General features: G+C 66.9%; 20 protein-coding genes and 2 tRNA genes. 4 read left to right on the plus strand and 18 right to left on the minus strand.

Translation table 11 applies throughout. The annotated features are described in order from the left end of the window. Positions 1–58: 58 nt before the first annotated feature. The 4 genes from WHX56_RS05550 to WHX56_RS05565 all read right to left on the minus strand — a co-directional run bounded on the left by WHX56_RS05550 (position 59) and on the right by WHX56_RS05565 (position 5,830). Positions 59–1,666, minus strand: a complete 1,608-nt coding sequence (locus tag WHX56_RS05550) for an ABC transporter substrate-binding protein (RefSeq protein WP_338880679.1) — start codon at positions 1,664–1,666, stop codon at positions 59–61. Positions 1,667–2,024: 358 nt separating this feature from the next. Next, the gene (locus WHX56_RS05555; protein WP_338880680.1) at positions 2,025–3,413 is read right to left on the minus strand and encodes a GTPase/DUF3482 domain-containing protein; all 1,389 of its coding nucleotides are present in this window, start codon (positions 3,411–3,413) and stop codon (positions 2,025–2,027) included. Continuing rightward, positions 3,406–4,839 (minus strand): DUF2868 domain-containing protein, encoded by a 1,434-nt coding sequence (locus WHX56_RS05560; RefSeq protein WP_338880681.1) that lies wholly within the window; start codon positions 4,837–4,839, stop codon positions 3,406–3,408. Before WHX56_RS05560 ends, WHX56_RS05555 begins: the two co-directional genes overlap by 8 nt. A gap of 100 nt (positions 4,840–4,939) precedes the next feature. Beyond that, the gene (locus WHX56_RS05565; protein WP_338880682.1) at positions 4,940–5,830 is read right to left on the minus strand and encodes an AraC family transcriptional regulator; all 891 of its coding nucleotides are present in this window, start codon (positions 5,828–5,830) and stop codon (positions 4,940–4,942) included. A 165-nt stretch (positions 5,831–5,995) separates the two neighbouring features. On the opposite strand from WHX56_RS05565, the gene WHX56_RS05570 reads away from it, so the two are divergent. Continuing rightward, positions 5,996–6,895, plus strand: a complete 900-nt coding sequence (locus WHX56_RS05570) for a DMT family transporter (protein ID WP_338880683.1) — start codon at positions 5,996–5,998, stop codon at positions 6,893–6,895. On the opposite strand, the gene WHX56_RS05575 is transcribed toward WHX56_RS05570, so the two are convergent. From WHX56_RS05575 to WHX56_RS05595, 5 genes are all read right to left on the minus strand, one after another. Then, positions 6,892–8,091: an aminotransferase class V-fold PLP-dependent enzyme gene (locus WHX56_RS05575; RefSeq protein ID WP_338880684.1), complete on the minus strand. Its 1,200-nt coding sequence runs from the start codon at positions 8,089–8,091 to the stop codon at positions 6,892–6,894. The two genes, WHX56_RS05570 and WHX56_RS05575, sit on opposite strands and share 4 nt — an antisense overlap. Before the next feature lie 22 nt (positions 8,092–8,113). Then, positions 8,114–8,587 (minus strand): RidA family protein, encoded by a 474-nt coding sequence (locus tag WHX56_RS05580; RefSeq protein WP_129245968.1) that lies wholly within the window; start codon positions 8,585–8,587, stop codon positions 8,114–8,116. 97 nt (positions 8,588–8,684) lie between these two features. Further along, the gene (gcvA, locus tag WHX56_RS05585; RefSeq protein WP_338880685.1) at positions 8,685–9,599 is read right to left on the minus strand and encodes a transcriptional regulator GcvA; all 915 of its coding nucleotides are present in this window, start codon (positions 9,597–9,599) and stop codon (positions 8,685–8,687) included. 134 nt (positions 9,600–9,733) lie between these two features. Next, positions 9,734–9,809: transfer RNA gene (locus WHX56_RS05590), tRNA-Asn, on the minus strand. A 67-nt stretch (positions 9,810–9,876) separates the two neighbouring features. After that, the gene (locus tag WHX56_RS05595) at positions 9,877–10,686 is read right to left on the minus strand and encodes an IclR family transcriptional regulator (RefSeq protein WP_338880686.1); all 810 of its coding nucleotides are present in this window, start codon (positions 10,684–10,686) and stop codon (positions 9,877–9,879) included. A gap of 138 nt (positions 10,687–10,824) precedes the next feature. Here WHX56_RS05595 and WHX56_RS05600 point away from each other — a divergent pair, with 138 nt between their 5' ends. Together WHX56_RS05600 and WHX56_RS05605 are read left to right on the plus strand one after the other, a co-directional pair. Beyond that, positions 10,825–12,246 carry an amidase gene (locus WHX56_RS05600; protein WP_338880687.1) on the plus strand — a complete coding sequence of 474 codons (1,422 nt, stop codon included), beginning with the start codon at positions 10,825–10,827 and terminating at the stop codon, positions 12,244–12,246. A gap of 31 nt (positions 12,247–12,277) precedes the next feature. Next, positions 12,278–13,243: a tripartite tricarboxylate transporter substrate binding protein gene (locus WHX56_RS05605; RefSeq protein ID WP_338880688.1), complete on the plus strand. Its 966-nt coding sequence runs from the start codon at positions 12,278–12,280 to the stop codon at positions 13,241–13,243. An 89-nt stretch (positions 13,244–13,332) separates the two neighbouring features. Here WHX56_RS05605 and WHX56_RS05610 read toward each other — a convergent pair whose 3' ends face one another. The 8 genes from WHX56_RS05610 to petA form a co-directional block, all read right to left on the minus strand. Beyond that, a complete protein-coding gene (locus WHX56_RS05610; RefSeq protein ID WP_075873375.1) occupies positions 13,333–13,539 on the minus strand; it encodes a sulfatase in 207 nt (68 codons plus the stop codon). 1 nt (position 13,540) lies between these two features. Further along, on the minus strand, positions 13,541–14,404 hold the full coding sequence (locus WHX56_RS05615) for a GAF domain-containing protein (protein ID WP_338880690.1): 864 nt from the start codon (positions 14,402–14,404) through the stop codon (positions 13,541–13,543). Between the two features lie 108 nt (positions 14,405–14,512). Further along, positions 14,513–14,588: transfer RNA gene (locus WHX56_RS05620), tRNA-Thr, on the minus strand. A gap of 81 nt (positions 14,589–14,669) precedes the next feature. After that, positions 14,670–15,119 (minus strand): ClpXP protease specificity-enhancing factor, encoded by a 450-nt coding sequence (locus WHX56_RS05625; protein WP_129246002.1) that lies wholly within the window; start codon positions 15,117–15,119, stop codon positions 14,670–14,672. Between the two features lie 13 nt (positions 15,120–15,132). After that, a complete protein-coding gene (locus WHX56_RS05630; RefSeq protein WP_006388039.1) occupies positions 15,133–15,744 on the minus strand; it encodes a glutathione S-transferase N-terminal domain-containing protein in 612 nt (203 codons plus the stop codon). A 153-nt stretch (positions 15,745–15,897) separates the two neighbouring features. Further along, positions 15,898–16,749 (minus strand): cytochrome c1, encoded by an 852-nt coding sequence (locus WHX56_RS05635; RefSeq protein ID WP_129246004.1) that lies wholly within the window; start codon positions 16,747–16,749, stop codon positions 15,898–15,900. A gap of 23 nt (positions 16,750–16,772) precedes the next feature. Beyond that, complete coding sequence (locus tag WHX56_RS05640) at positions 16,773–18,161, minus strand: cytochrome b (protein WP_129246006.1); 1,389 nt, start codon at positions 18,159–18,161, stop codon at positions 16,773–16,775. Positions 18,162–18,235: 74 nt separating this feature from the next. Then, positions 18,236–18,877 carry a ubiquinol-cytochrome c reductase iron-sulfur subunit gene (petA, locus tag WHX56_RS05645; protein ID WP_129246008.1) on the minus strand — a complete coding sequence of 214 codons (642 nt, stop codon included), beginning with the start codon at positions 18,875–18,877 and terminating at the stop codon, positions 18,236–18,238. Between the two features lie 140 nt (positions 18,878–19,017). Here petA and mscL point away from each other — a divergent pair, with 140 nt between their 5' ends. Beyond that, positions 19,018–19,467: a large conductance mechanosensitive channel protein MscL gene (mscL, locus tag WHX56_RS05650; RefSeq protein WP_129246010.1), complete on the plus strand. Its 450-nt coding sequence runs from the start codon at positions 19,018–19,020 to the stop codon at positions 19,465–19,467. 123 nt (positions 19,468–19,590) lie between these two features. Here the strand turns inward: mscL and WHX56_RS05655 are convergent, their stop codons facing one another. Then, positions 19,591–20,352, minus strand: coding sequence for an aldolase (locus tag WHX56_RS05655; protein WP_338880691.1), 762 nt, complete (start codon positions 20,350–20,352; stop codon positions 19,591–19,593). Positions 20,353–20,496: the final 144 nt, after the last annotated feature.

A 20,496-nucleotide genomic window follows, 5' to 3' on the forward strand; every position in this document is an offset into this window, starting at 1 on the left:
GGCTGGGCCGGGCGCGCCCGGACGGCTCGCGCCGCCCGGGGCTGACATCGTCAGGGGATTACGGCAGCACGACGTCGCGCAGGTCGAGCACGTCGTCGGCGCGCTGGATGACCTTGATGTTGTCCTTCACGCCCCAGGACATGGGCTGCTGGTGCAGCGGCAGGTAGCCGAAGTCGCTGCGCACGATGCCGAAGGCTTCCTTGATCATGGCGTTGCGCTTGGTCTGGTCGGTTTCCACGCCGATCTTGTCGGTGAGTTCATCGACCTTCTTGTTGCAGTAGCCGCCCAGGTTGAACTGCCCGGCGGCCGTCTTGGCGTTGCGGCAGGACGTGAGGTTCAGCAGCGTGTTGTGCGCGTCGGTGGAGCTGGGCGTCCAGCCCAGCATGTACATGCTGGTCTGGTTGCCGGCCTGCAGCAGGATCTTGCCGAAGTACTTCGACTTGGTCTGCGCCAGCAGGTTGATCTTGATGCCCACGCGCGCCAGCATGCCCGCGACCGCCTGGCAGACCTTTTCGTCGTTGACGTAGCGGTCGTTCGGGCAGTCCATGGTGACCGTGAAGCCCTTCGGATAGCCGGCCTCGGCCAACAGCTTCTTGGCGCGTTCCGGATCCGGCTTGTAGGGCGCGCCGAAGGAGTCGTCATAGCCGTTGATGGCGGTGGCGATGAGCGAACCCAGCGGCTTGGCCGCGCCGCGCATGATCTTCTCGTTGATGGCCTTGGTGTCGACCGCCAGGACCACGGCTTCGCGCACCTTCGGGTCCTTGAAGGGGTTCTTGCCCTTCACGTCCGAGAACAGCAGTTCGTCGCGGTCCTGGTCCATGCCGATGAAGATGGCGCGGGCTTCGGGCGCGGTCAGCGGCTTCACGCCCTTGGCGTCTTCGAGGCGCTTCCAGTCCTGGACGGGAACGGGCTGCACCAGATCCATTTCGCCGGAGATCAGCGCGGCCACGCGGGTGGCTTCCTGCGTGATCGGCTGGAAGATGACCTCGTCCACGTTGGTCTTGATGTTCTTGTTCCAGTAGCCATCGTAGCGCTTGAGAACCGTCTTCACGTCGGGCTGGCGCGAGGCCAGCATGAAGGGGCCGGTGCCGTTGGCGTTGAGGTTGGCGTAGTTGCCCTGGTTGTCGCCCTTGACGTTGGTGGCCTCGGTGGTCTTGTTCTTTTCGGACCACGACTTGCTCATGATGTACAGGAACACCCATTCGCGCGGCAGGATGGGGTTGGGCGTGGGGGTGGTGACCTCGATGGTGTAGTCGTCCACCTTCTTGATGTCGGACGCCTTGGCGCCATAGCCCTTCATGTCGGAGCCCGGGGTCAGGCTGCGCTTCCAGGAGAAGATGACGTCGTCCGCCGTGAAGGGCGAGCCGTCATGGAACTTCACGCCCTTGCGCAGCTTGAACACCCATTTGGTGGGCTCGGGGTTTTCCCAGCTTTCCGCGAGCAGCGGAGTCAGTTTCAGGTTGCCGTCGTAGCCGGCCAGGGTTTCGTAGATGTTGCCCTGGAAGCCCAGCGTGAACGTTTCGTTCAGGGCCATCGGGTCCATGGACGTGGCATCGCCCTGGTACGACCAATGGAAGGTCTTGGCGGACGCGCCGGCGCTGAACGCCAGCGAAGCCGCGACGGCCGCTGCCAGCGCCGCTTGCTTCAGGTGGGGAAAAGTACGCATAGCCCTCATGCTCCGTGTAGTGCGCGGGTAGCGCGACAGAAGTGACAGGGCCCCAGCCCCATCCAGGGCGGGGGCATGGCGTTGCTGCTTACGACGAAAGGCGGATTGGGGTCGAGCGGGACGCGGCGCCAAGCGCGCGCGGGCCGATAATGGCGCTGCCGGGAATCACTGCGTAGGACTTCGACTTCACGATCGACCCAACCCCTTGTGCTTGTCATGACGGGGACGGGCCCGCGCCGATGCAAAACGAATCTTATAGACGCATTCGTTTAAGCGTCAATCGGTTTGGATTGGGGTTAGTACGCGCTTGCGGGCGGCCTTGAATGGTGCGTGCCGCAGCGCCCGCGGGCACAGCGGGTCAAGCGGCGGGCAGCGGCGCGTTGGCAAGGGTTTTCGCCAATTCGCCCACGACGCGCTTGCGGCGGTCGCTGTCTTCGTAGCGTTCGCCGAGGGCCGACCATTCGGGCCGGCTGCGCGCTTCCTTCAGGGCTTCGGGCAAGGGGCCGTTGCGCCAGGCCTCGTCATCCGGGCGATCCAGTTTCAGCGGTTCGCGCGCGGCGTGGCCGCGGCGTTCCAGGGCTTCGATCAGTTGCCGCTGGCGCAGCGCCAGCAGGCGCAGCACGGTGTCGTCGACGCTGATCTCGCGCCAGCCGCGCAGCTTGCCGGCCATGCGCTTGCCCAGCTTCTCGACGCCTTGCCAGAGGCCGCCGGCGGCGGCCCCGATCAGCATGCCGGTGCCGAGGCTCAGGCCGGCGCTGAACAGGTCCACCGCGGCGCCCGCCATCGCACCGGCGGCCGCGCCCATGCCGACCTGCACGCCCATGTCCTTCAAGGCCTGGGGATGGAACAGGTCCATGCCCCAGCGTTCGCCTTGCAGCGGCAGCGCATCGTCGGCGAAATCGGATCGGCGGAAGTTGTAGAGCGCCAGCAGGGCGTCGACGCAGGCCTGCTCGCGCTGCCGCACCTGTTCCCGCAGCCGGTTCGAGGCGGCCGTGAGCGCGGCTTCGTCGCTGGCGCTGGACACGTGCAGCGCGGCCGCGTCGATCAGCAGGTCCGCCAGCATTTCATAGGCGGCGCCGCGGCGGGCGCCGCGCTGCGCGGCCAGGCTGCCGGACAGCCGCGCCAGCGCGGCGGCATGGCGGTCCAGCAGCACGCCGAGCTTGGCGTAGAGCTGCTGCTCGCCGTCCAGCGGCGGCGCGACGGTATCGAATTCCACCACCGCATGCAGGCCCAGGCGGGCCATGGCGCCGCGCCATTCGTCCGCCCGGTGCGCGGGCGCGTTCACGAAGTTCAGCACCGGCAGCAGGGGGCGGCCGCAAGCGGCCAGGATGGCGAGTTCGTCGCGATGCTTGCCCAGCACCGGGTCGCGCGCGTCGATGACGTACAGGGCGGCGTCGCAGTCCAGCATCTTGGCCAGCACCCGGGCTTCCTGTTCGTAGCGGCCGTGCGCCTCGGGCGTTTCCAGGAAGCGGCGGATCCGCGCGGGTCCGTCCAGGCGTTCGCCCGGGCGGTCCAGGCGCTCCAGGTACTCCAGCAGGGAAATGCTGTCTTCCATGCCCGGCGTGTCGAACCACTCCAGCACCGCCCGCCCCTCGAGCCGCAGGCGCGCGCCTTCGACGTGGCGCGTGGTGCCGGGGCTGTCGGCGACTTCGCCGAAGCCGGTGTCGCGGGTCAGCGTGCGCAGGAGCGAGGTCTTGCCGGTGTTGGTATGGCCGACCAGCGCGATCTTGATGAGGTCTTCAGGCATGGCCGGACTCCAGCCACGCGAACGGGGCGGCGGGGGCCTGCACGATGGCGTCGGCGGACAGCCCCAGCGCGAGCAGGCGTTCGCGCCAGAGGGGAGCGCGGGTCGCGGCATCGGCGCCGGGCGGGATGAGCCAGACGCGGGTCTGCGCCGCGTGGGCCGCCAGCTCCGCGATCAGGGAGAGCGTGCCCCGGTCGGGCGTCTGGCGGGCATCGCAGGCGATCAGCAGGCGCGTGGCGGCGGTGCGCGCCAGCGCGTCCAGCACGCGGTTGCGTTCCTCGCGGGTGTCCAGGTTGCCGGCCTGCTGCACCGCCGCGGGCACGTCCGCGGGCGGCCATGCCAGGTCCGCGGGCAGTTCCAGCCCCAGCACCACGGGCCGCCCGTCCAGGGCCGCCGCGGATGCCGTGCGCACCCGCGGCTCGTGCAGGGGATCGACGGGGCGGTCTATGCCGGTGGACAGGGCGGGCGGCTCCAGCCGGTCGCGCAAGGACGAGAAGCCGGGCAGCGCGGGATCGACGCGCAGGCGGCGCAGCGCGCGCAGCGTGCCGGCCGCGCACAGGGCGCCGGCCAGCAGGCGGGGCAGGACGCCGTAGACGACCAGCACGCCGATCAGCCAGACCGACCACTGCACCTGCGCGTCCGCGGACAGGGCCTGCGTGCCATCGCTGGCGCGGACCATGGCGGCGTCCGGCATGGGGAAGCCCAGGTGGGCCGGCAGCCAGCCGATGGCCTGCGTGAACGCGACGAAGGTGTCGGGCGCCAGCAAGGTGGTGGCCCAGATGAAGCGGTAGCTGGCGGTGGACAGCACGGCCAGCAGAGCGGCCAGCGCTGCGCACAGGGCCGTCAGCCACAGCAGGTGGCTGATGCCGCCGAACAGCCAGCGCAGGGCGCCCGCGCGGGCCAGCAGGTTCAGGAACGCCTGGGGGACGAGCGCGCCGTCGGGCCCGCGGGCGAGCTTGCGCGTGGCCCAGAGCCAGAGGCGCCCCAGCCCGGTCGCGGCCGAGGCCTTGAGCAGGAAGCTGGCCAGCCACAGCAGGAACGTCAGCGCATGCAGGCCCAGCAAGGCGCCCAGCGCCCACAGCACGTTGACAGGCCGCGATCCGTCGCCCAGGGCGCCCAGGGCGGCGGCCGCGCCGGAGATCGCGGCCAGCACCAGCAGCGCGGCCAGGATGCCCAGCGCGCTGCGGCGCCAGGCGTCGACCAGCGGGGCGAGCTGTTCGCGTTGCGCCAGCAGCGCCGCGCGGGCCAGGATGCGCGCGGGCAGGTCGGCATCCAGTTGGCGCGTGCGCCGCACGGCGTCCGCGTCTTCCAGCGGCCCCCAGTGCGCTTCGCGCAGGCGGACGAGTTCCGCCAGCCAATGGGCGCGCAGGCGGCTCGGGCTGGCGGATTCGGCCGAGGGGCCGAAGTCGCGAGGGGGCGGGGACGGCATCGCGTCGGGCAGGGGCGTGGACAGGCCCTAGGGGCGGTGCGTCATTGTAGACCGGGCGGCTCGGGAAACGGGGCCGGACGGGGCCTGGCCGGGCCCGCGCCTAGTGTTTGCCGCAAGCGCTGCGGTACTGCCCGGGCGTGACGCCAACCGCGTCGCGAAAGACGCGCGCCAGATGGGAGGCGTTGCCGAAGCCGCTGGCCTGGGCGATCCCGGCCAGGTCGCCTTTGCCGGCCGCCAGCAGGCCGCGGGCGCGCGCCAGGCGCCTGGCCCGGACCCAGGCGTGCGGCGGTTCGCCGAAAGAGGCGTGGAACATGCGGGCGAAGTGATAGGTGGACAGCGCGGCCACGCCCGCAAGCCGGTCCAGCGTGAGCGGCTCGGCCAGGTGCGCGTCCACGTAGTCCATGACGCGCCGGCGCACGCCGGGCGCAAGCCCGCCCTTGGCCGGCGCGTTGGCCTTGCGCGCGACGCCCTGGTTCAGCAGGTGGTGCAGCACCGTTTCGGCCGCGCTGCTGGCCGCCAGACGGTCGGCGGGCTGCGCCCAGTCGGTACCCATCAACTGCCGGCAGACGTCGATCAGCGAATCGTCGTGGATGTAGGTGCGGTCGCGCAGTTCCAGCGTGCGGGGCTCGCAGTCCAGCCGCATGACGGCCTCGCGGGCCAGGCGTTCCGGCGCGATGTACAGATGCAGGAAATGCACCGTGTCGTTCATGCTCCAGCGCGAATGGTGTTCGGCCGGCAGGACGCAGAACTTGCCGGCGCCGCCGTGCAGCGTGTGGTTGCCCACGCGGAAGGATTTGTCGCCGCCATGCAGGTAAAGCGACAGCGTATGGTGGCCCGGCGTTTCGTAGCCCAGGGTTTCGCGGGCGCTGCGCGACCATTGCGAGATCGCGAGGCCTTCGCCCAGCGGAGCGGCGCGCTGCAACGTCGCGGTGGAGCGCGACAGCGTGCGGAAGACGGAGAAATCGGCCGGGGCCGAAGCAACGAGAGCCATAGGATTGAAATGCTACTGCGATCTTGCGCGCGTGGCGCGCGCGCGAGGGCAAAAACCGCAAGAAACGGCAACCCGGCGCGAGCCGGCAGGCGCACACTGGTGTTCCGGGCGGCCGTCGGGCCGCCGGCCCCATGTCCCTGTTTCCGCCTCGCCGCAAGCCGCAACGTGAACCTTTTCCTGTACTTCCTTACCGTCGTCATCTGGGGCACCACCTGGATCGCCATCAAGCTCCAACTGGGCGTGGTCGCCATTCCGGTGTCGATCTTCTACCGCTTCGCGCTGGCGGGCCTGATCCTGTTCGCGGCGCTGCTGCTGGCCCGCAAGCTGCAACGGCTGGACCGGCGCGGGCATTGGCTGTGCGTCGGCCAGGGGCTGTGCCTGTTCTGCCTGAACTTCCTGTGCTTCTACACCGCGACGCAGTGGATACCCAGCGGCCTGGTGTCGGTGGTGTTCTCGGCGGCCACCTTGTGGAACGCGCTGAACGCCCGCCTGTGGTTCGGCACGCGCATCGCGTCCCGCGTGATGGTGGCCGGCGTCTTCGGTTTTTCGGGCCTGGTGCTGCTGTTCTGGCCGGAACTGGCCAGCCAGGAGGCCAGCCATGAAACGCTGCTGGGCCTGGGCTTCGCGCTGCTGGGGACCTTCTGCTTTTCCACCGGGAACATGCTGTCTTCGCTGCAGCAGCGGGCGGGCATCCGGCCCTTGACCGGCAACGCCTACAGCATGCTCTATGGCGCGGCCATCCTGCTGGCGGGCTGCCTGGCGGCGGGCCTGCCCTTCGAGTTCGATGGGTCGGCCACCTACGTGGGTGCCCTGCTCTACCTGGCCATTCCCGGTTCGGTGATCGGTTTCACCGCCTACCTGACGCTGGTCGGACGCATGGGGCCGGCGCGCGCCGCGTATTGCACGGTGCTGTTCCCGGTCGTGGCGCTGAGCGTGTCCACGTACGCCGAAGGCTACCAGTGGACGCCGTCCGCGCTGCTGGGCCTGGGCCTGGTGATGCTGGGCAACCTGCTCGTCTTCACGAAGTGGTCGCCCTTTTCGCGCCGCGCCGAGGCTGCGGGCTAACTGCGCGCCAGGCCGCGCAGCCCTTCCAGCAGCCGGTCGATTTCCGCGTCGCTCGTCAGGTAGCTGACCGACGCCCGCGCGATCTGCGCCAGGCCGCGGGCCTGCATGTCCAGCGGCGTGTAGGGCACGCCGTTGCTGCCGATGGTCACGCCCCGCGCGGCCATGGCGCGCTGTACCGACACGGCGTCGCGGCCTTCCAGGTTGAAGGCCACCAGGCCGGAACGCTCGCGGCCCTGGTCCAGCACCGCGATCCCGGGAATGGAGGCCAGTTCGGCGCGCAGGGCCTGGGCGACGGTGTCGATGCGCGCGCGGATGGCTTCCAGGCCGATGTCCAGGGCTTCCCGCAAGGCGTTGGCCAGGCCGCAGCGCAGCGCGAGCGAATTCTCCGCGGACTCCAGGCGCGCGGCGTCCTGGCGCAGCACGGGCCGGCCGTCCGCGCCCAGCGGCGCCGAGTGCGTGTCCACGAGCGCCGGGGTCAGCGTGTCGAGAAAGCCGCGCCGCACATACAGCAGGCCGGTGCCGCGCGGGCCGCGCAAGGCCTTGCGCCCGGCTCCGCTCAGCACGTCGCAGCCGATCTGCGCCACGTCCACCGGCAACTGGCCGACGGCTTGCGCTCCATCCACGAAGTACGCGATGCCGTGCCGCCGCGCCACTTGGCCGACGGCGGCGGCGGGATTGATCAGGCCGCCGTTGGCGGGCAGCCAGGTCAGCGCGATCAGGCGCACCCGTTCGTCCAGCATGGCTTCCAGCGCCTGCGCGTCCACGCAGCCGCTTTCATCCGAAGGAATGGTTTCCAGCGTGGCGCCGGCGCGCTGGGCCGCGAGCCGCAGGGCCGCCAGGTTGCCGCCCCATTCGTGGCGGCCGACCAGGATGCGGTCGCCGGACCGCCAGGGAGGCAGCGCGGCGAAGGCCGCGCCCCAGCCGGGCGAATTGCCGCCGGTCAGCGCGATTTCGCCGGGATCCGCGTTGAGCAGCCGGGCCGCCAGCAGGCGGGCCTGTTCCGTCTGTTCCCGCGAAGCCACGCCCGCCTCCATCGGCCCCTGCGTGGCTTCGCGCTGCAGATGCGCATGGATCGCTTGCAGCGTGGCGGCCGAGGGCAGCGACGCGCCCGCATGGTTGAAGTGGACGGTGGTTCGGGCGCCCGGGGTCAGGGCGCGCAGCGCCTCGATGGCGGCAGGGGTCAAGGGGGCGGACATGGCGGCTCCGGAATGGGCGGGTTCAGGCCTGCGCGAGCGCGACGACGGCCTCGACTTCCACGGCCACGCCCTGCGGCAGGGACGCGACGCCGACGGCGCTGCGCGCGTGGCGGCCCGCGTCGCCGAACACCTCCACCATCAGGTCCGAGGCGCCGTTGGCGATGGCGCTCTGGCGGTTGAAGTCCGGCGTGCTGGCCACGAACACGCCCAGGCGCACGACGCGCGCCACGCGGTCCAGGCGGTCGCCGGTGGCGGCGGCGATCTGCGACAGGACGCCCAGCGCGGACAGGCGCGCCGCCTCCACACCGTCGGCGTCGGAAACCTGGTCGCCCAGCCTCCCCAGGAAGGCGGCCTTGCCGTCTTTGCGGGAGATCTGGCCGGAGATGTAGAGCAAGTTGCCTTCCTGCACGCAGGAAACGTAATTGGCGGCGGGGGCGGCGGCGGCTTCCAGGGCCAGGCCAAGTTCAGCCACGCGGCCGGAGATCGAGCGGGTCATGAGGGACTCCTGAATCGGGATCGAAGGGGTAGTCCCCATGCTATCGGCCACGGCGCGCCGTGACCAATCAATTCTTGCGCTGTACACATGAGTAAAACTAATGCGTGTCGTCCGGCGCCGCGGCCGCCTGCTCCAGCCAGGAATGGAACCGCTGCGCGGCGTCGCCGAGCGCGCCGCGCGGGGTCACGAACCACCAGCCTATGCGGGGGGCTTCCAGCGTGGCGCCCGGCAGGGCCTCGACCAGCGCGCCGCTGGCCAACTGGGCTCCGATCAGGCGATGCCGCCCCATCGCCAGCCCCTGCCCCGCCAAGGCGGCTTCCACCACGATGTTGTAGTCGTGCAGGCGCACGGGCCGCGCGCGGCCCAGGTCCAGGCCGTAGCGTTGCGCCCAGGCGTCCCATTCGAACGGATGCCGGGCGTGGGAAGCCAGCAGGGGATAGCGCAGCAGGTCTTCCGGACTGCGCGGGCGCTTCCTGCCCGCGATGAGCGCGGGGGCGCAGACGACGGACAGGCGCTCCGTCATGAGCAGCCGCGCCCGCACGCCGGGCCAGGCGCCGCGTCCATACCGTATCGCGACGTCGACCTCGCCGCCCGCGACGTCCGCCAGCGCGATGTCCGGCAGCAGTTGCAGGTCGATGTCCGGATGGGCCGCGGCGAACCCCGCCAGGCGCGGCGCCAGCCAGCGCGTGGCGAACGAGGCCAGCAGTCCGACCCGCAGCTTGCTGCGCGCCGCCGCGGGCGCGCGGATCTCGTCGGTGCCCTGGCGCAGCAACTCGAATGCGGCGTGCACGCGTCCGTAGTAGGCCTGGCCCGCGGCGGTCAGGGCCACGGCGCGGGTGCGGCGTTCGAACAGCGCCACGCCCAGCTCCGCTTCCAGGCGCTGGATATGGTGGCTGACGGCGCTTTGCGTCACGAACAGCTCCTGCGCGGCCTGGGAAAAGCTCAGGCGCCGCGCGGCTGCTTCGAAGGCGCGCAGGGAAACCAGGGCGGGCAGGGATCGCGCGGAACGCATGGGGCGGGCGGAATCGTGGTGGGGGAATGCGCATCATCGTACTGCGCGGGCGGGCAAGGCAAACGGGCGCCCAGGCCGTTTCCGAAATGCAAAAGGCCCGCAACGGATTGCGGGCCTTTCAGTACTGCATTCTTTGGCTCCCCGAGCTGGGCTCGAACCAGCGACCTGCGGATTAACAGTCCGTCGCTCTACCGACTGAGCTATCGGGGAACAGGTAGAGGGGCCGAATTATGCACAAAAAATAGAAGGAATGCAAAACGGGCCGGCGGCCGGCGCTTCAGGCGTGCTGGATGGCCTGCGCCGTGCGAAAGAGCTGAGGCACGATGTCGCGCAACAGGCGCTCGACCGGGTAGTCGTGGCGCGGCGCGCTGATGCTGATGGCCGCCAGCGGCAGATCGCGGGCGTCGCGCAGCAGCACGGCCGCGCCGACCTGGTTCTGCAGCACCTGGTCTTCGGTCAAGGCATAGCCGTCCTCGCGGGCCTGCCCGATCAGCGCGAGCAGCGCGTCCGTTTCCACCACGGTGCGCGACGTAAAGGCGCGGGGCGGCGAGCGTTCGAGCGCCAGCCGCAGCGCCGCGTCGTCCAACTGCGCAAGCAGCATGCGCCCAGCGCTATTGCACCAGGCTGGCATGCGGCGGCCCGGCAGCATTTCCGCCAGCGTCATTTGCCGGCTTGGCAGGCGCAGCAGGTAGATCATGTCGCCGCCCGCCAGCACGCTCATGTGCACCGCCAGCCCGCAACGGTCGCGCAGCGCGACCAGATGCGGCGCGGCCATGGAAACGAGGCGGTCGCTGCGCAGGAAGAAATAGCCCAGCTCCACGACGCGCGGGCCCAGCCGGTAGCGGCGCGAGAGCGCGTCCTTGACCAGATAGCCCAGCCGCTCCCAGGTGTGCACGAAGCGCTGGGCCGCGCTCTTGCCCAGGCCGGTGAGCGTGGCGATGTCGGTCAGGCCCAGCGAGTCGCCGGCGTCGCGAAACGCCTCCAGCACCCGCACGCCTTTCTCCAGCGATGCGACGAAGAGCGGATCGTCCGCGTCGGCGGCGGGCGGCGAGGCGGCTTCGGAAGCGGGTGAGGAGCGCGTCGTCATGGCGTTTTCTGGAGTGCGGTCAAGGTGGCCGGAATGCCGTGGGCGCTAGTTTCCCCGAATTGTCCGGTAGCGGAATACCTACTATAAAGTCAATTATTCAATACTTTGTATTGTATGGCAATACACCTTGAGCAGAACATGACTATCGAATCAACCGTGTGCGAGATGACCGCAACCGCAATGCGTGCGGAAATCGCCGCGGGACACCTGAGCGCTCGCGAGGTGGTGTCGGCGCATCTGGCGCGCATCGACGCCTGGAACCCCCACGTGAACGCGGTGGTGACGCTGGACGCCGAGGGCGCGCTGGCCGCCGCGGCCCGAGCCGACGAGCGCCAGGCTGGCGGGCATCCTCTGGACCTGCTGCACGGGCTGCCCATCGTCCACAAGGACTCGTTCCTGACGGCCGGCATGCGTACCACCTACGGTTCGTCCCTGTACCGAGATTTCGTGCCGGAGCGCGACAGCCTGATCGTCAGCCGCGAGCGCGCGGCCGGGGCCATCACGCTGGGCAAGACCAACCTGCCCGAGTTCGGCGCCGGCTCGCAGACCTTCAACACAGTATTCGGCGCCACCCGCAATCCCTATGACCTGCGTCTGACCGCGGGAGGCAGCAGCGGGGGCGCGGCCGCCGCGCTGGCCACCGGCATGGCGCCCCTGGCCGACGGCACGGACATGGGCGGGTCGCTGCGCAACCCGGCGTCGTTCTGCAACGTGGTGGGCCTGCGGCCCTCGCCCGGCCGCGTGCCGCAATGGCCGAGCGCCAGCCCCTACAACACGCTGACCGTCGCCGGCCCGATGGCGCGCACGGTGGCCGACGTGGCGCTGCTGCTGGCCGCCACAGCCGGATCCGACGCGCGCGATCCGCTTGCCATCGAACAGGATCCCACCCGATTCCTGAACGGCCTTGAACGCGATTTCCACGGGGCGCGTATCGCTTGCGCGCCCACCTGGGGCGGCCTGCCCACCGAGCCCGCCGTGGTGCACGCCCTGGAACAATGCCTGCCGGTGTTCGCGGACCTGGGTGCGCACGTGGAGCCTGCCTGCCCCGATTTCACCGGCGCGGACGCCGCGTTCCAAGCCCTGCGCGGCCAGACCTTCGCGGTGGGCTACGAGGCTGTGCTGCGCGAGCATCGGCACCAACTGAAGGACACGGTGATCTGGAACATCGAGCTGGGGCTGCGGCAACCGGCGACGGCCGTCGTGCAGGCCGAACGGGACCGCGCGGCATTGTTCGCGCGCATGCATGCCTTTATGCAGACCTACGAATTCATGATCGGCCCGGTCAGCCAAGTGCTGCCGTTCCCGGTGGAACAGGAGACCGTGAGCCGCATCGGCGACACGCCCATGCACAACTACATCGATTGGATGCGCTCGGGCTATTACCTGTCCCTGACGGGGCACCCCGCCATTTCCGTGCCTTGCGGCTTCACCGCCGAGGGCCTGCCCGTCGGCATCCAGATCGTGGGCCGTTACCGGCGGGAGCATGCGCTTCTGCAACTGGCCCACGCCTTCGAACAAGCTACGCAATGCTGGCGCCGCGCGCCGGCCCTGCCCAACTGACCGCCACAGACCAACACAAGGGGAATTCCGCATGAGCAAGCACATCGCCAAAGCCGCGATCCTGTGCATCCTGGCCGCCGCGCCGGCGCTGGCGCCGGCCCAGGACTATCCGAGCAAGCCCATCACCATGGTCGTTCCGTTTCCGCCCGGCGGCTCCACCGACGTGATCGGCCGGCTGTTCGCCGCCAAGCTGGGCGCGCGGATGGGGCAGACCGTCGTGGTCGAGAACAAGCCCGGCGCCAACACCGGCATCGGCGCGGTGGCCGTCGCGCGCGCCGCGCCGGACGGCTATACCTTCATGATCACCGGCGCGCCGACCTTCACGCTGAATCCGCTGCTGTATCCGAACCTGAACTACGACCCGATCAAGAGCTACGAGTACGTGGCGATCGCCGGCAGCACGCCCTTCGTGATCCTGACGAATCCGCAGACCGGCATCGGCTCGGTCGCCGACATCGCCAGCAAATCCGCCGCGCAGCCGCTGAGCTTCGGTTCTTTCGGCAACGGCTCCACGCCCCACATCGCCGGCGAGTCGCTGGCCCAGCGCACCGGCGCCAAGCTGCTGCACGTGCCCTACCGCGGCAGCGCGCCCGCCATGGCGGACCTGCTGGGCAACCAGATCCCGCTGTCCATCGACACGCTGGTCGCCGGCCTGCCGCAGATCAAGGCAGGCAAGGCCCGCGCCGTGGCCCTGACGGGCGGCGCGCGCTCGAACCTGGTGCCCGACGTGCCCACCGTCGCGGAAAGCGGCGTGGCGGGCTACGACTTCGAGACCTGGTTCGGCGTGGTGCTGCCCAAGGGCACTCCCGCGCCCGTCGTGGCCCGCCTGTCCAAGGAGATCGAAGCAGTGATGGCCGAACCGGACACGCGTGCCAAGCTCGAACAACTGGGATTCGACGCCACCTACTCGGATCCCGCGGCCTTCCGCCGCAAGGTGGAAACCGAACTGGAGCGCAACGTGGCAATCATCAAGGCGGCCGGGATCAAGCCGGATTGAGCGATACGCGGACGAGAAAAGGCCGGCTGTGGGAGCCGGCCATTTTCATTCCATTGAGCGTAAAAGAAGTCCGCGGACTTCTTGCGGGCTCAAGCCGGGGCCATCTTCTTAAATGGCGACGGTGGGCCGGCTTCTTCAAGCGCGCCTTGCCTGATGCCTGCGCTGCCACTCGTGATTGCGCGCATCCCGAATTCCGTAAGCGTCAGTTCGCGGACTTTGATCACTGCACCCGGCTTCGAAATGAGCTTGTACTCTTTGACGAAAGTCTCAGACGGCTTCTTGGTGACAGTGTTCATATCAATACCTCTTCGTGACAAAGTCGCTAATGGCCTTGGTGCCAGCACCAACAATTTCCACAACATCGTCGCGTTCAAAGAGAGCGCGGTCACTTGAATCCAAGTAGATCACGCCGATCGGGTGCTGTCTAGAGCGGTCCAGCACGGGCACGGCCATTGCAGAATAGCGTCCGGGGCCAAGCTTGCGAGCTTCCGCTTCGGTGTATCCCCATTCCTGAACCAACTCGGTGCGCAGTTCTTCTTCCGTTCCGTTTTGGCTGGACATGACCAGGGGCTTCTTGTTTCGGATGGCTCTTCCCGTTATGCCGGTATGGATCGGGAACGTCCGGCCGACACCCTCACCATTGGAGCCGGCGTAGTTAATGATCTGCTCGATCTCTCGCGGTTCGTGGATGGGAGGGACGACTCGGTGGAAGGTGGCACGGATGTCACTTCCGCATCCGCGCTTATTGCACCATTCGGAAAGCATGGTATGCACCGTGGAAACCGCCGCGTAGAGCCCCTCATGGATGACGTCGGGGCCATCCTTCTGATCCTCGGAGCGAGCGGTTGCAACGCGGACCATGGTCGCAACGATTAGCCAAATGCACGCGGTGGCGGCAAGTCCGAACATCCATTGATCAAAGAGAGGGTCCCGCCAGCTTTTCACTGCCGCCGAACCGGCAACGATGATGGGAGGGCCGTTGAACAAGACCTCCCTAGGCCATTTCTTTTGCCAGAAACGCTTTTGCTGTGCTCCCGGAAGATGATTTGCATTCATGCCGTCGAGCCCTTCGAGCCAAGAGTGGGTACGATTGTAGGCGAACGTTACAGTGGAGGAATCAGGCCTTGTTACCGGGAAGCGGCAAATCAGACGGAGGGCCACGTCGAGGCCGAGTATCTCTCATCCTTCCCGGCTGCCGCGGCTGTATAACAATGAAAAAAAACCCGCATCGCCTGGGCTGATGCGGGTTTTCGGACGTCTGCTTCGAATTGGTGCCGGTGAAAGGAATCGAACCCTCGACCTTCTCATTACAAGTGAGCTGCTCTACCAACTGAGCTACACCGGCGTTGCGTGCCGGGGGCACGCGCAGGGACCGCATTGTAATGAAAAAATGCGGTTGCCGCGTTGGACTGGCCGCAGGCAGGCGCTATTTGACGATGGTCAGGCGCGGACGCTTGGGTTCGTCGTCGTCTCCGCCGTCGTCGTCGGGGGCGGTGGCGGCGTCGGAGCCTTCGGGCGCGGCGGTCGCGGCCGTGCCCTGGGCGCCGGCGGCCGGCGGTTCGTAGGGCTGCACTTCGAAGCCCATGCCCGCGCCGGTTTCGCGCGCGTAGATGGCGCTGACGGCCCCCACGGGAACGTAGACGTTCTCGGTCACGCCGCTGAAGCGGGCCTGGAATTCGATGAACTCATTGCCCAGCACCAGGCGGTTGGTGGCCAGCGTGCCGACGTTCAGTGTGATCTGTCCGTCGCGCACGTGGGCGACGGGCACCATGGTGTGCTCGTCGACCTGCACGGTGATGTACGGCGTGTAGCCGTTGTCGGTGCACCATTCATGCAGCGCGCGGATCAGATACGGTTTGGTCGAAGTTTCACCCATCACGCAGCCAGCCTCAACGACGCATCACTTTTTCCGAAGGCGTCAGCGCTTCGATATAGGCCGGACGCGAGAAGATGCGTTCGGCGTACTTTTGCAGCGGAGCCGCGTTCTTGGGCAGTTCGATGCCGTAGTGGTCCAGGCGCCACAGCAGCGGGGCCACGGCCACGTCCAGCATGGAGAATTCCTCGCCCAGCATGTACTTGTTCTTCAGCAGCATGGGGGCCAGTTGGGCCAGGCGGTCGCGGATGTTCTGGCGCGCGTTGGCCAGCTTCTTTTCGTCGGGCTTGGCGCTGCGGTCTTCCAGCGTCGAGACGTGGACGAACAGTTCCTTCTCGAAGTTGTAGAGGAACAGGCGGGTGCGGGCGCGCATGACCGGGTCGGCGGGCATGAGCTGCGGGTGCGGGAAGCGCTCGTCGATGTACTCGTTGATGATGTTCGACTCGTACAGGACCAGGTCGCGTTCGACCAGAATGGGCACTTGACCGTACGGGTTCATCACCGAGATGTCTTCGGGCTTGTTGTACAGGTCGATGTCGCGGATCTCGAAATCCATGCCTTTTTCGAACAACACGAAACGGCAGCGTTGCGAAAACGGACACGTGGTTCCGGAATAGAGCACCATCATGGCGGTAAGTCCTTTATGAAAAACGAAAGGCCAGCGCCTTAATCTAGCAGGCGCTGGCCCCAATTGCCAGGCTGGATAGGCGTACGGCCCTATCCGCCGATTCCGTCCCCATTTGCAGCCGGGGACGGCGGAAAACCTGGCGGGGCGTTGCGGTTAGCGCACGTGTTTCCAGTACGAGGCATTCAGGCGCCAAGTAACCAGGAAGAACAACAGCAGGAACAACATGACGCCGACACCGAGACGGACGCGGAACGTCTGGACGGGTTCGGCCATCCAGGACATGAACGCGGTCAGATCGGCGATGTCGTTGTCGTATGTTGCGACTTGGGCCGGGTTGCCGGCCTTGAATTTGGCATCGAAGGTGGCATGGCCGTGGTAGTTGGCTACCGGTTCGGCCTTGACCGTGGAAAAACCTTGTGCATCGTACACCGTGGTGACGCGTTCCCAGGTTTTGGGCGCGCCTTCCTTGCCTTCCACCTCGTGCATGGCGACGGTCGTGAGCTCGCGCGGACCCTGGCGTTCCCAGAGGGCGTGGGGCATGCCCACGGCCGGGAAGACCAGGTTGTTCCAGCCCGTGGCGCGCGACGTGTCGCGGTAGAAGGTGCGCAGGTAGGTGTAGATGTAGTCGGAACCCGAGGGGCCGGCGTTCACGGACTTGGCGCGGGCGATCACGGACAGGTCCGGGGGCGTCGTGCCAAACCACTGCTTGGCGTCCTTCGGGGTCATGGCGACGTGCATCATGTCGCCGACCTTTTCGCCGGTGAACAGCAGGCTTTCCTTGATTTGCTGGTCGGTCAGCCCGATGTCCTTGAGCTTGTTGTAGCGCATCGAGGACGCGCTGTGACAGTTCAGGCAGTAGTTGACGAACAGCTTGGCTCCGTTCTGCAGCGACGACATGTCGTTCACGCGGTACGGGGCCTTGTCCAGCGGGAATCCGCCTTCAGCGGCGAAAGTGGAGGTGCACGCGAGCATCAAGGCCACGGCACCAATCAGCTTCTTGATCATGGTTAATCCGTTATCTGGTGGGCTCAGTGGGCGTGGAACGTAACGCGCTCGGGCACTTTCTTGAAGGTGCCCAGGCGGCTCCAGACCGGCATCAGGAAGAAGAATGCCAGGTACAGCAGCGTGCCGATTTGCGACGTAATGTTCAACGGCGGACTGGGCGGCTGCGTACCGATGTAGCCGAGCACCAGGAAGTTGACCATGAAGATGCCGTAGATCCACTTGTGCCACGTGGGGCGGTAGCGGATCGACTTGACCGGGGAATGGTCCAGCCACGGCAGGAAGAACAGGATGACCACGGTGCCGCCCATGGCGACCACGCCCCAGAACTTGGCGTCGATGGCGCGCAGCAGCACGGCCACGACGATCAGGATGCCGGGGATGGCGACGCGCATGATGCCCTTCAGGTTGCTCTTGACGAGCAGCGCGATGGCGCCCAGCACGGACGCGCCCGCCAGCACCCACGTGAATTCGTCGGTGGTGGCGCGAAGCATCGAGTAGAACGGCGTGAAGTACCAGACCGGGGCGATGTGCGGAGGTGTCTTCAGCGAGTCGGCGGGGATGAAGTTGTTGAACTCGAGGAAGTAGCCGCCCATTTCCGGCGCGAAGAACACGATGAAGGCGAACACCAGCAGGAAGCCCGCCACGCCCATCAGGTCATGCACCGAGTAGAACGGGTGGAACGGGATGCCGTCCTTGGGACGTCCGTACTTGTCCTTCGGGCCCTGTTTGATTTCGATGCCGTCCGGGTTGTTCGAGCCGACTTCGTGCAGCGCGACCAGGTGGGCCGCGACCAGGCCCACCAGCACCAGCGGGATGGCGATGACGTGGAAGGCGAAGAAGCGGTTCAGCGTGGCGTCCGACACGACGTAGTCGCCGCGGATCCAGATCGACAGTTCAGGGCCGATGAACGGAATGGCCGCGAACAGGTTCACGATCACCTGGGCGCCCCAATACGACATCTGGCCCCAGGGCAGCAGGTAGCCGAAGAAAGCTTCGGCCATCAGACAGAGGAAAATCGCGACGCCGAAGATCCACACGAGTTCGCGCGGCTTGCGGTAGGAACCGTAAAGCAGCCCGCGCAGCATGTGCAGGTACACGACGACGAAGAACATCGACGCGCCGGTGGAGTGCATGTAGCGCACCAGCCAGCCCCAGGGGACTTCGCGCATGATGTATTCGACGGATTGGAACGCGCGTTCGGCATCCGGCTTGTAATGCATGACCAGGAAAATGCCGGTCACGATTTGCAACACCAGCACCAGCAGGGCCAGTGAACCAAAGAAATACCAGAAGTTGAAGTTCTTCGGTGCGTAGTACTCGGACAAATGGGCTTTCCAGGTGGAGGTCACCGGAAAGCGCCGGTCCAGCCAGCCCAACAGGCCTGTCGTCTCGACGGTTTTCTCGCCAGCCATGTAACGGCTCCTTCTCTCACGTGGCGTAATGCGGATTTACTTACGTAATTTCGGGAAAAAGCGCGACGCGAGCGTCAGGCCTTGTTGTCTTCATCGACGCCCACGATGATGCGGGTATCGCTGAGATATTGGTACGGCGGAACTTCGAGGTTGTCGGGAGCGGGCTTGTTCTTGTAGACCCGGCCGGCCAGGTCGAACGTGGAGCCGTGGCAGGGGCAGAGGAATCCGCCTTGCCAACTGGCGCCCATGCCGCCACCGCCACCGGTTTCGAAGTGCGCGGTGGGCGAGCAGCCCAGATGGGTACAGATGCCGACGCAGACGAAGATCTCGGGCTTGCGCGAGCGGCCTTCGTTTTCGGCATAAGCGGGAGTGAAGCCGGGCCGCTTGGAGTCAGGATCGGCCAGCAGGGCGTCCTGGGTCTTGAGGCCGGCGAGCTGTTCGGGCGACCGGTGGATGATCCATACCGGCTTGCCGCGCCATTCGACCGTTTTCATGGCGCCGACGGGAATGTCGCCGATATCCACTTCCACGGGTGCCCCGGCCGCGCGGGCCTTTTCAGAAGGGGAAAACGTGCTCACTAACGGTATTGCCGTTGCGACACCTGCTACGCCACCCACAGCACAGGCGGTGGTTACCCAGAAACGTCGCGAAGGATCGGGCGGCAGGTTTGGATCAACCGCACCGTCATCATCATGCACCAGCGTATCCTGACTCATCTTCCTATCCTTGTTGATGCGCCCGCTCTACGAGTAGCATCACTTCTGCGGCATCGGCTTCGCGGGAATATGTAACAACATAGCAACCGCGTATTATAGCGCCAGCCCACTGGCGGGCGTATCACGAAGGGAGTGCTTTTATGAGCAAAGCGACTGGTTTCGTCAAAGAATTTCGAGATTTCGCTGTAAAAGGCAACGCGGTGGACCTCGCGGTCGGTGTCATCATCGGCGCGGCTTTCGGCAGGATCGTCGATTCGCTGGTGAAAGACATCGTCATGCCGCTGGTCAATTTCGTGCTTGGCGGTTCGGTCGATTTTTCAAACAAGTTCCTGATTCTGTCGATGCCGGACGGCTATAGCGGCCCCATGACCTACGCCGACCTCACCAAGGCGGGCGCCAACGTGTTCGCCTGGGGCAATTTCGTCACGATCATCATCAACTTCGTGCTGCTGGCCTTCGTGATCTTCTGGATGGTCAAGGCCATCTACAAGGCCCGCACCAAGGCCGAGGAGGCGCCGGCCGCCCCCGCCGCGACGCCCGAGGACGTGGCCCTGCTGCGCGAAATCCGCGATCTGCTCAAGAAGCCCTGATCCGACACTGCCGCAGGCCCGGGATCCGCGCAAGAGCGGGTCCGGGCCGCGGCTGGCGGACGTTCCCACCGGCGCGTGCCGGCCCCCGCTGAACGATCCGCGGCTGGTTTTCCCCCGCTAGCCCTATTCCGCGGCCATCTGGCGTTCGACGCGGCGCGCAAACATGGCGAAGCTCGCGCGCACGATACTGGGCTTCAACAGGAAGTCGTGCGACTCGGCTGCCAGCGCGTCATTGACCGGCTTCACCTCGCCATATGCGGCCGCCGCCTGCAACTGATTGCGCGCCGCGCGCTCGATCAGCACCGACAGGTACAGCGCTTCTTCGACACAGGATCCGGCGGCCAGGAAACCATGGTTGGCCAGCAGGATGCAGCGTTTGTCGCCCAGTGCCGCCGAAATGATCTCGCCTTCCTGGTCGGCGATGGGCAGGCCGGGCCATTCCTTCAGATGGGCACAGTCGTTATGGAACGGCGTCGCATCCATGTGCGCGACGACCAGCGGCCGGCCCGTCATGGACAGCGTCGAAACGTGGGGCGGGTGCGTGTGGATGATGCACTGCACGTCGGGGCGCTGGCGGTAGACCCAGAAGTGGAAGCGCACGGCGGGGTTGGGCGTGCCCGGGCCGTCCAGCACTTCCATGTCCTCATTGATGCGGATGACCGAGGCCGGGACGATTTCGTCGAAGGCATGGGCCATGGGGGTCGTCAGGAACGTGCCGTCTTCCTTGCGCACGGTGATCTGGCCCGCCAGGGTTTCCGAATGGCCTTCGCTGGCGAGAATGCGGCAACTCAAGGCCACCTTTTCCTTCTCGCCCCAGTTCCCGAAGTCGAGCTTGTTCGCGGAGCGTGCAAAGAAGGCGTCGGCATGGGCTTGTTTTTCCAGCATGGGGTCTCCTTGGGGATAATGGCTCAATTACACGCCGGCCGAAGCTGCCTGCAATTGACCGATCACGAACGCGGGTTGACTCATTGCGACAGGAACGCAGGCGCCTCCCGGCCGCCGACGGCCGATCCGACAGAGTGTTCCGAG

This window comes from Achromobacter veterisilvae, from assembly GCF_037619525.1.
In the GTDB taxonomy this organism is placed as follows: domain Bacteria; phylum Pseudomonadota; class Gammaproteobacteria; order Burkholderiales; family Burkholderiaceae_B; genus Achromobacter; species Achromobacter veterisilvae.

Excerpts from the sequence above, each read along its gene's own strand:
- WHX56_RS05550 (WP_338880679.1), bottom strand. The coding sequence starts at position 1,666 with ATGCGTACTTTTCCCCACCTGAAGCAAGCGGCGCTGGCAGCGGCCGTC.
- WHX56_RS05555 (WP_338880680.1), bottom strand. The coding sequence starts at position 3,413 with ATGCCTGAAGACCTCATCAAGATCGCGCTGGTCGGCCATACCAACACC.
- WHX56_RS05560 (WP_338880681.1), bottom strand. The coding sequence starts at position 4,839 with ATGCCGTCCCCGCCCCCTCGCGACTTCGGCCCCTCGGCCGAATCCGCC.
- WHX56_RS05565 (WP_338880682.1), bottom strand. The coding sequence starts at position 5,830 with ATGGCTCTCGTTGCTTCGGCCCCGGCCGATTTCTCCGTCTTCCGCACG.
- WHX56_RS05575 (WP_338880684.1), bottom strand. The coding sequence starts at position 8,091 with ATGTCCGCCCCCTTGACCCCTGCCGCCATCGAGGCGCTGCGCGCCCTG.
- WHX56_RS05580 (WP_129245968.1), bottom strand. The coding sequence starts at position 8,587 with ATGACCCGCTCGATCTCCGGCCGCGTGGCTGAACTTGGCCTGGCCCTG.
- gcvA (WP_338880685.1), bottom strand. The coding sequence starts at position 9,599 with ATGCGTTCCGCGCGATCCCTGCCCGCCCTGGTTTCCCTGCGCGCCTTC.
- WHX56_RS05595 (WP_338880686.1), bottom strand. The coding sequence starts at position 10,686 with ATGACGACGCGCTCCTCACCCGCTTCCGAAGCCGCCTCGCCGCCCGCC.
- WHX56_RS05600 (WP_338880687.1), top strand. The coding sequence starts at position 10,825 with ATGACTATCGAATCAACCGTGTGCGAGATGACCGCAACCGCAATGCGT.
- WHX56_RS05605 (WP_338880688.1), top strand. The coding sequence starts at position 12,278 with ATGAGCAAGCACATCGCCAAAGCCGCGATCCTGTGCATCCTGGCCGCC.
- WHX56_RS05610 (WP_075873375.1), bottom strand. The coding sequence starts at position 13,539 with ATGAACACTGTCACCAAGAAGCCGTCTGAGACTTTCGTCAAAGAGTAC.
- WHX56_RS05625 (WP_129246002.1), bottom strand. The coding sequence starts at position 15,119 with ATGGGTGAAACTTCGACCAAACCGTATCTGATCCGCGCGCTGCATGAA.
- WHX56_RS05630 (WP_006388039.1), bottom strand. The coding sequence starts at position 15,744 with ATGATGGTGCTCTATTCCGGAACCACGTGTCCGTTTTCGCAACGCTGC.
- WHX56_RS05635 (WP_129246004.1), bottom strand. The coding sequence starts at position 16,749 with ATGATCAAGAAGCTGATTGGTGCCGTGGCCTTGATGCTCGCGTGCACC.
- WHX56_RS05640 (WP_129246006.1), bottom strand. The coding sequence starts at position 18,161 with ATGGCTGGCGAGAAAACCGTCGAGACGACAGGCCTGTTGGGCTGGCTG.
- petA (WP_129246008.1), bottom strand. The coding sequence starts at position 18,877 with ATGAGTCAGGATACGCTGGTGCATGATGATGACGGTGCGGTTGATCCA.
- mscL (WP_129246010.1), top strand. The coding sequence starts at position 19,018 with ATGAGCAAAGCGACTGGTTTCGTCAAAGAATTTCGAGATTTCGCTGTA.
- WHX56_RS05655 (WP_338880691.1), bottom strand. The coding sequence starts at position 20,352 with ATGCTGGAAAAACAAGCCCATGCCGACGCCTTCTTTGCACGCTCCGCG.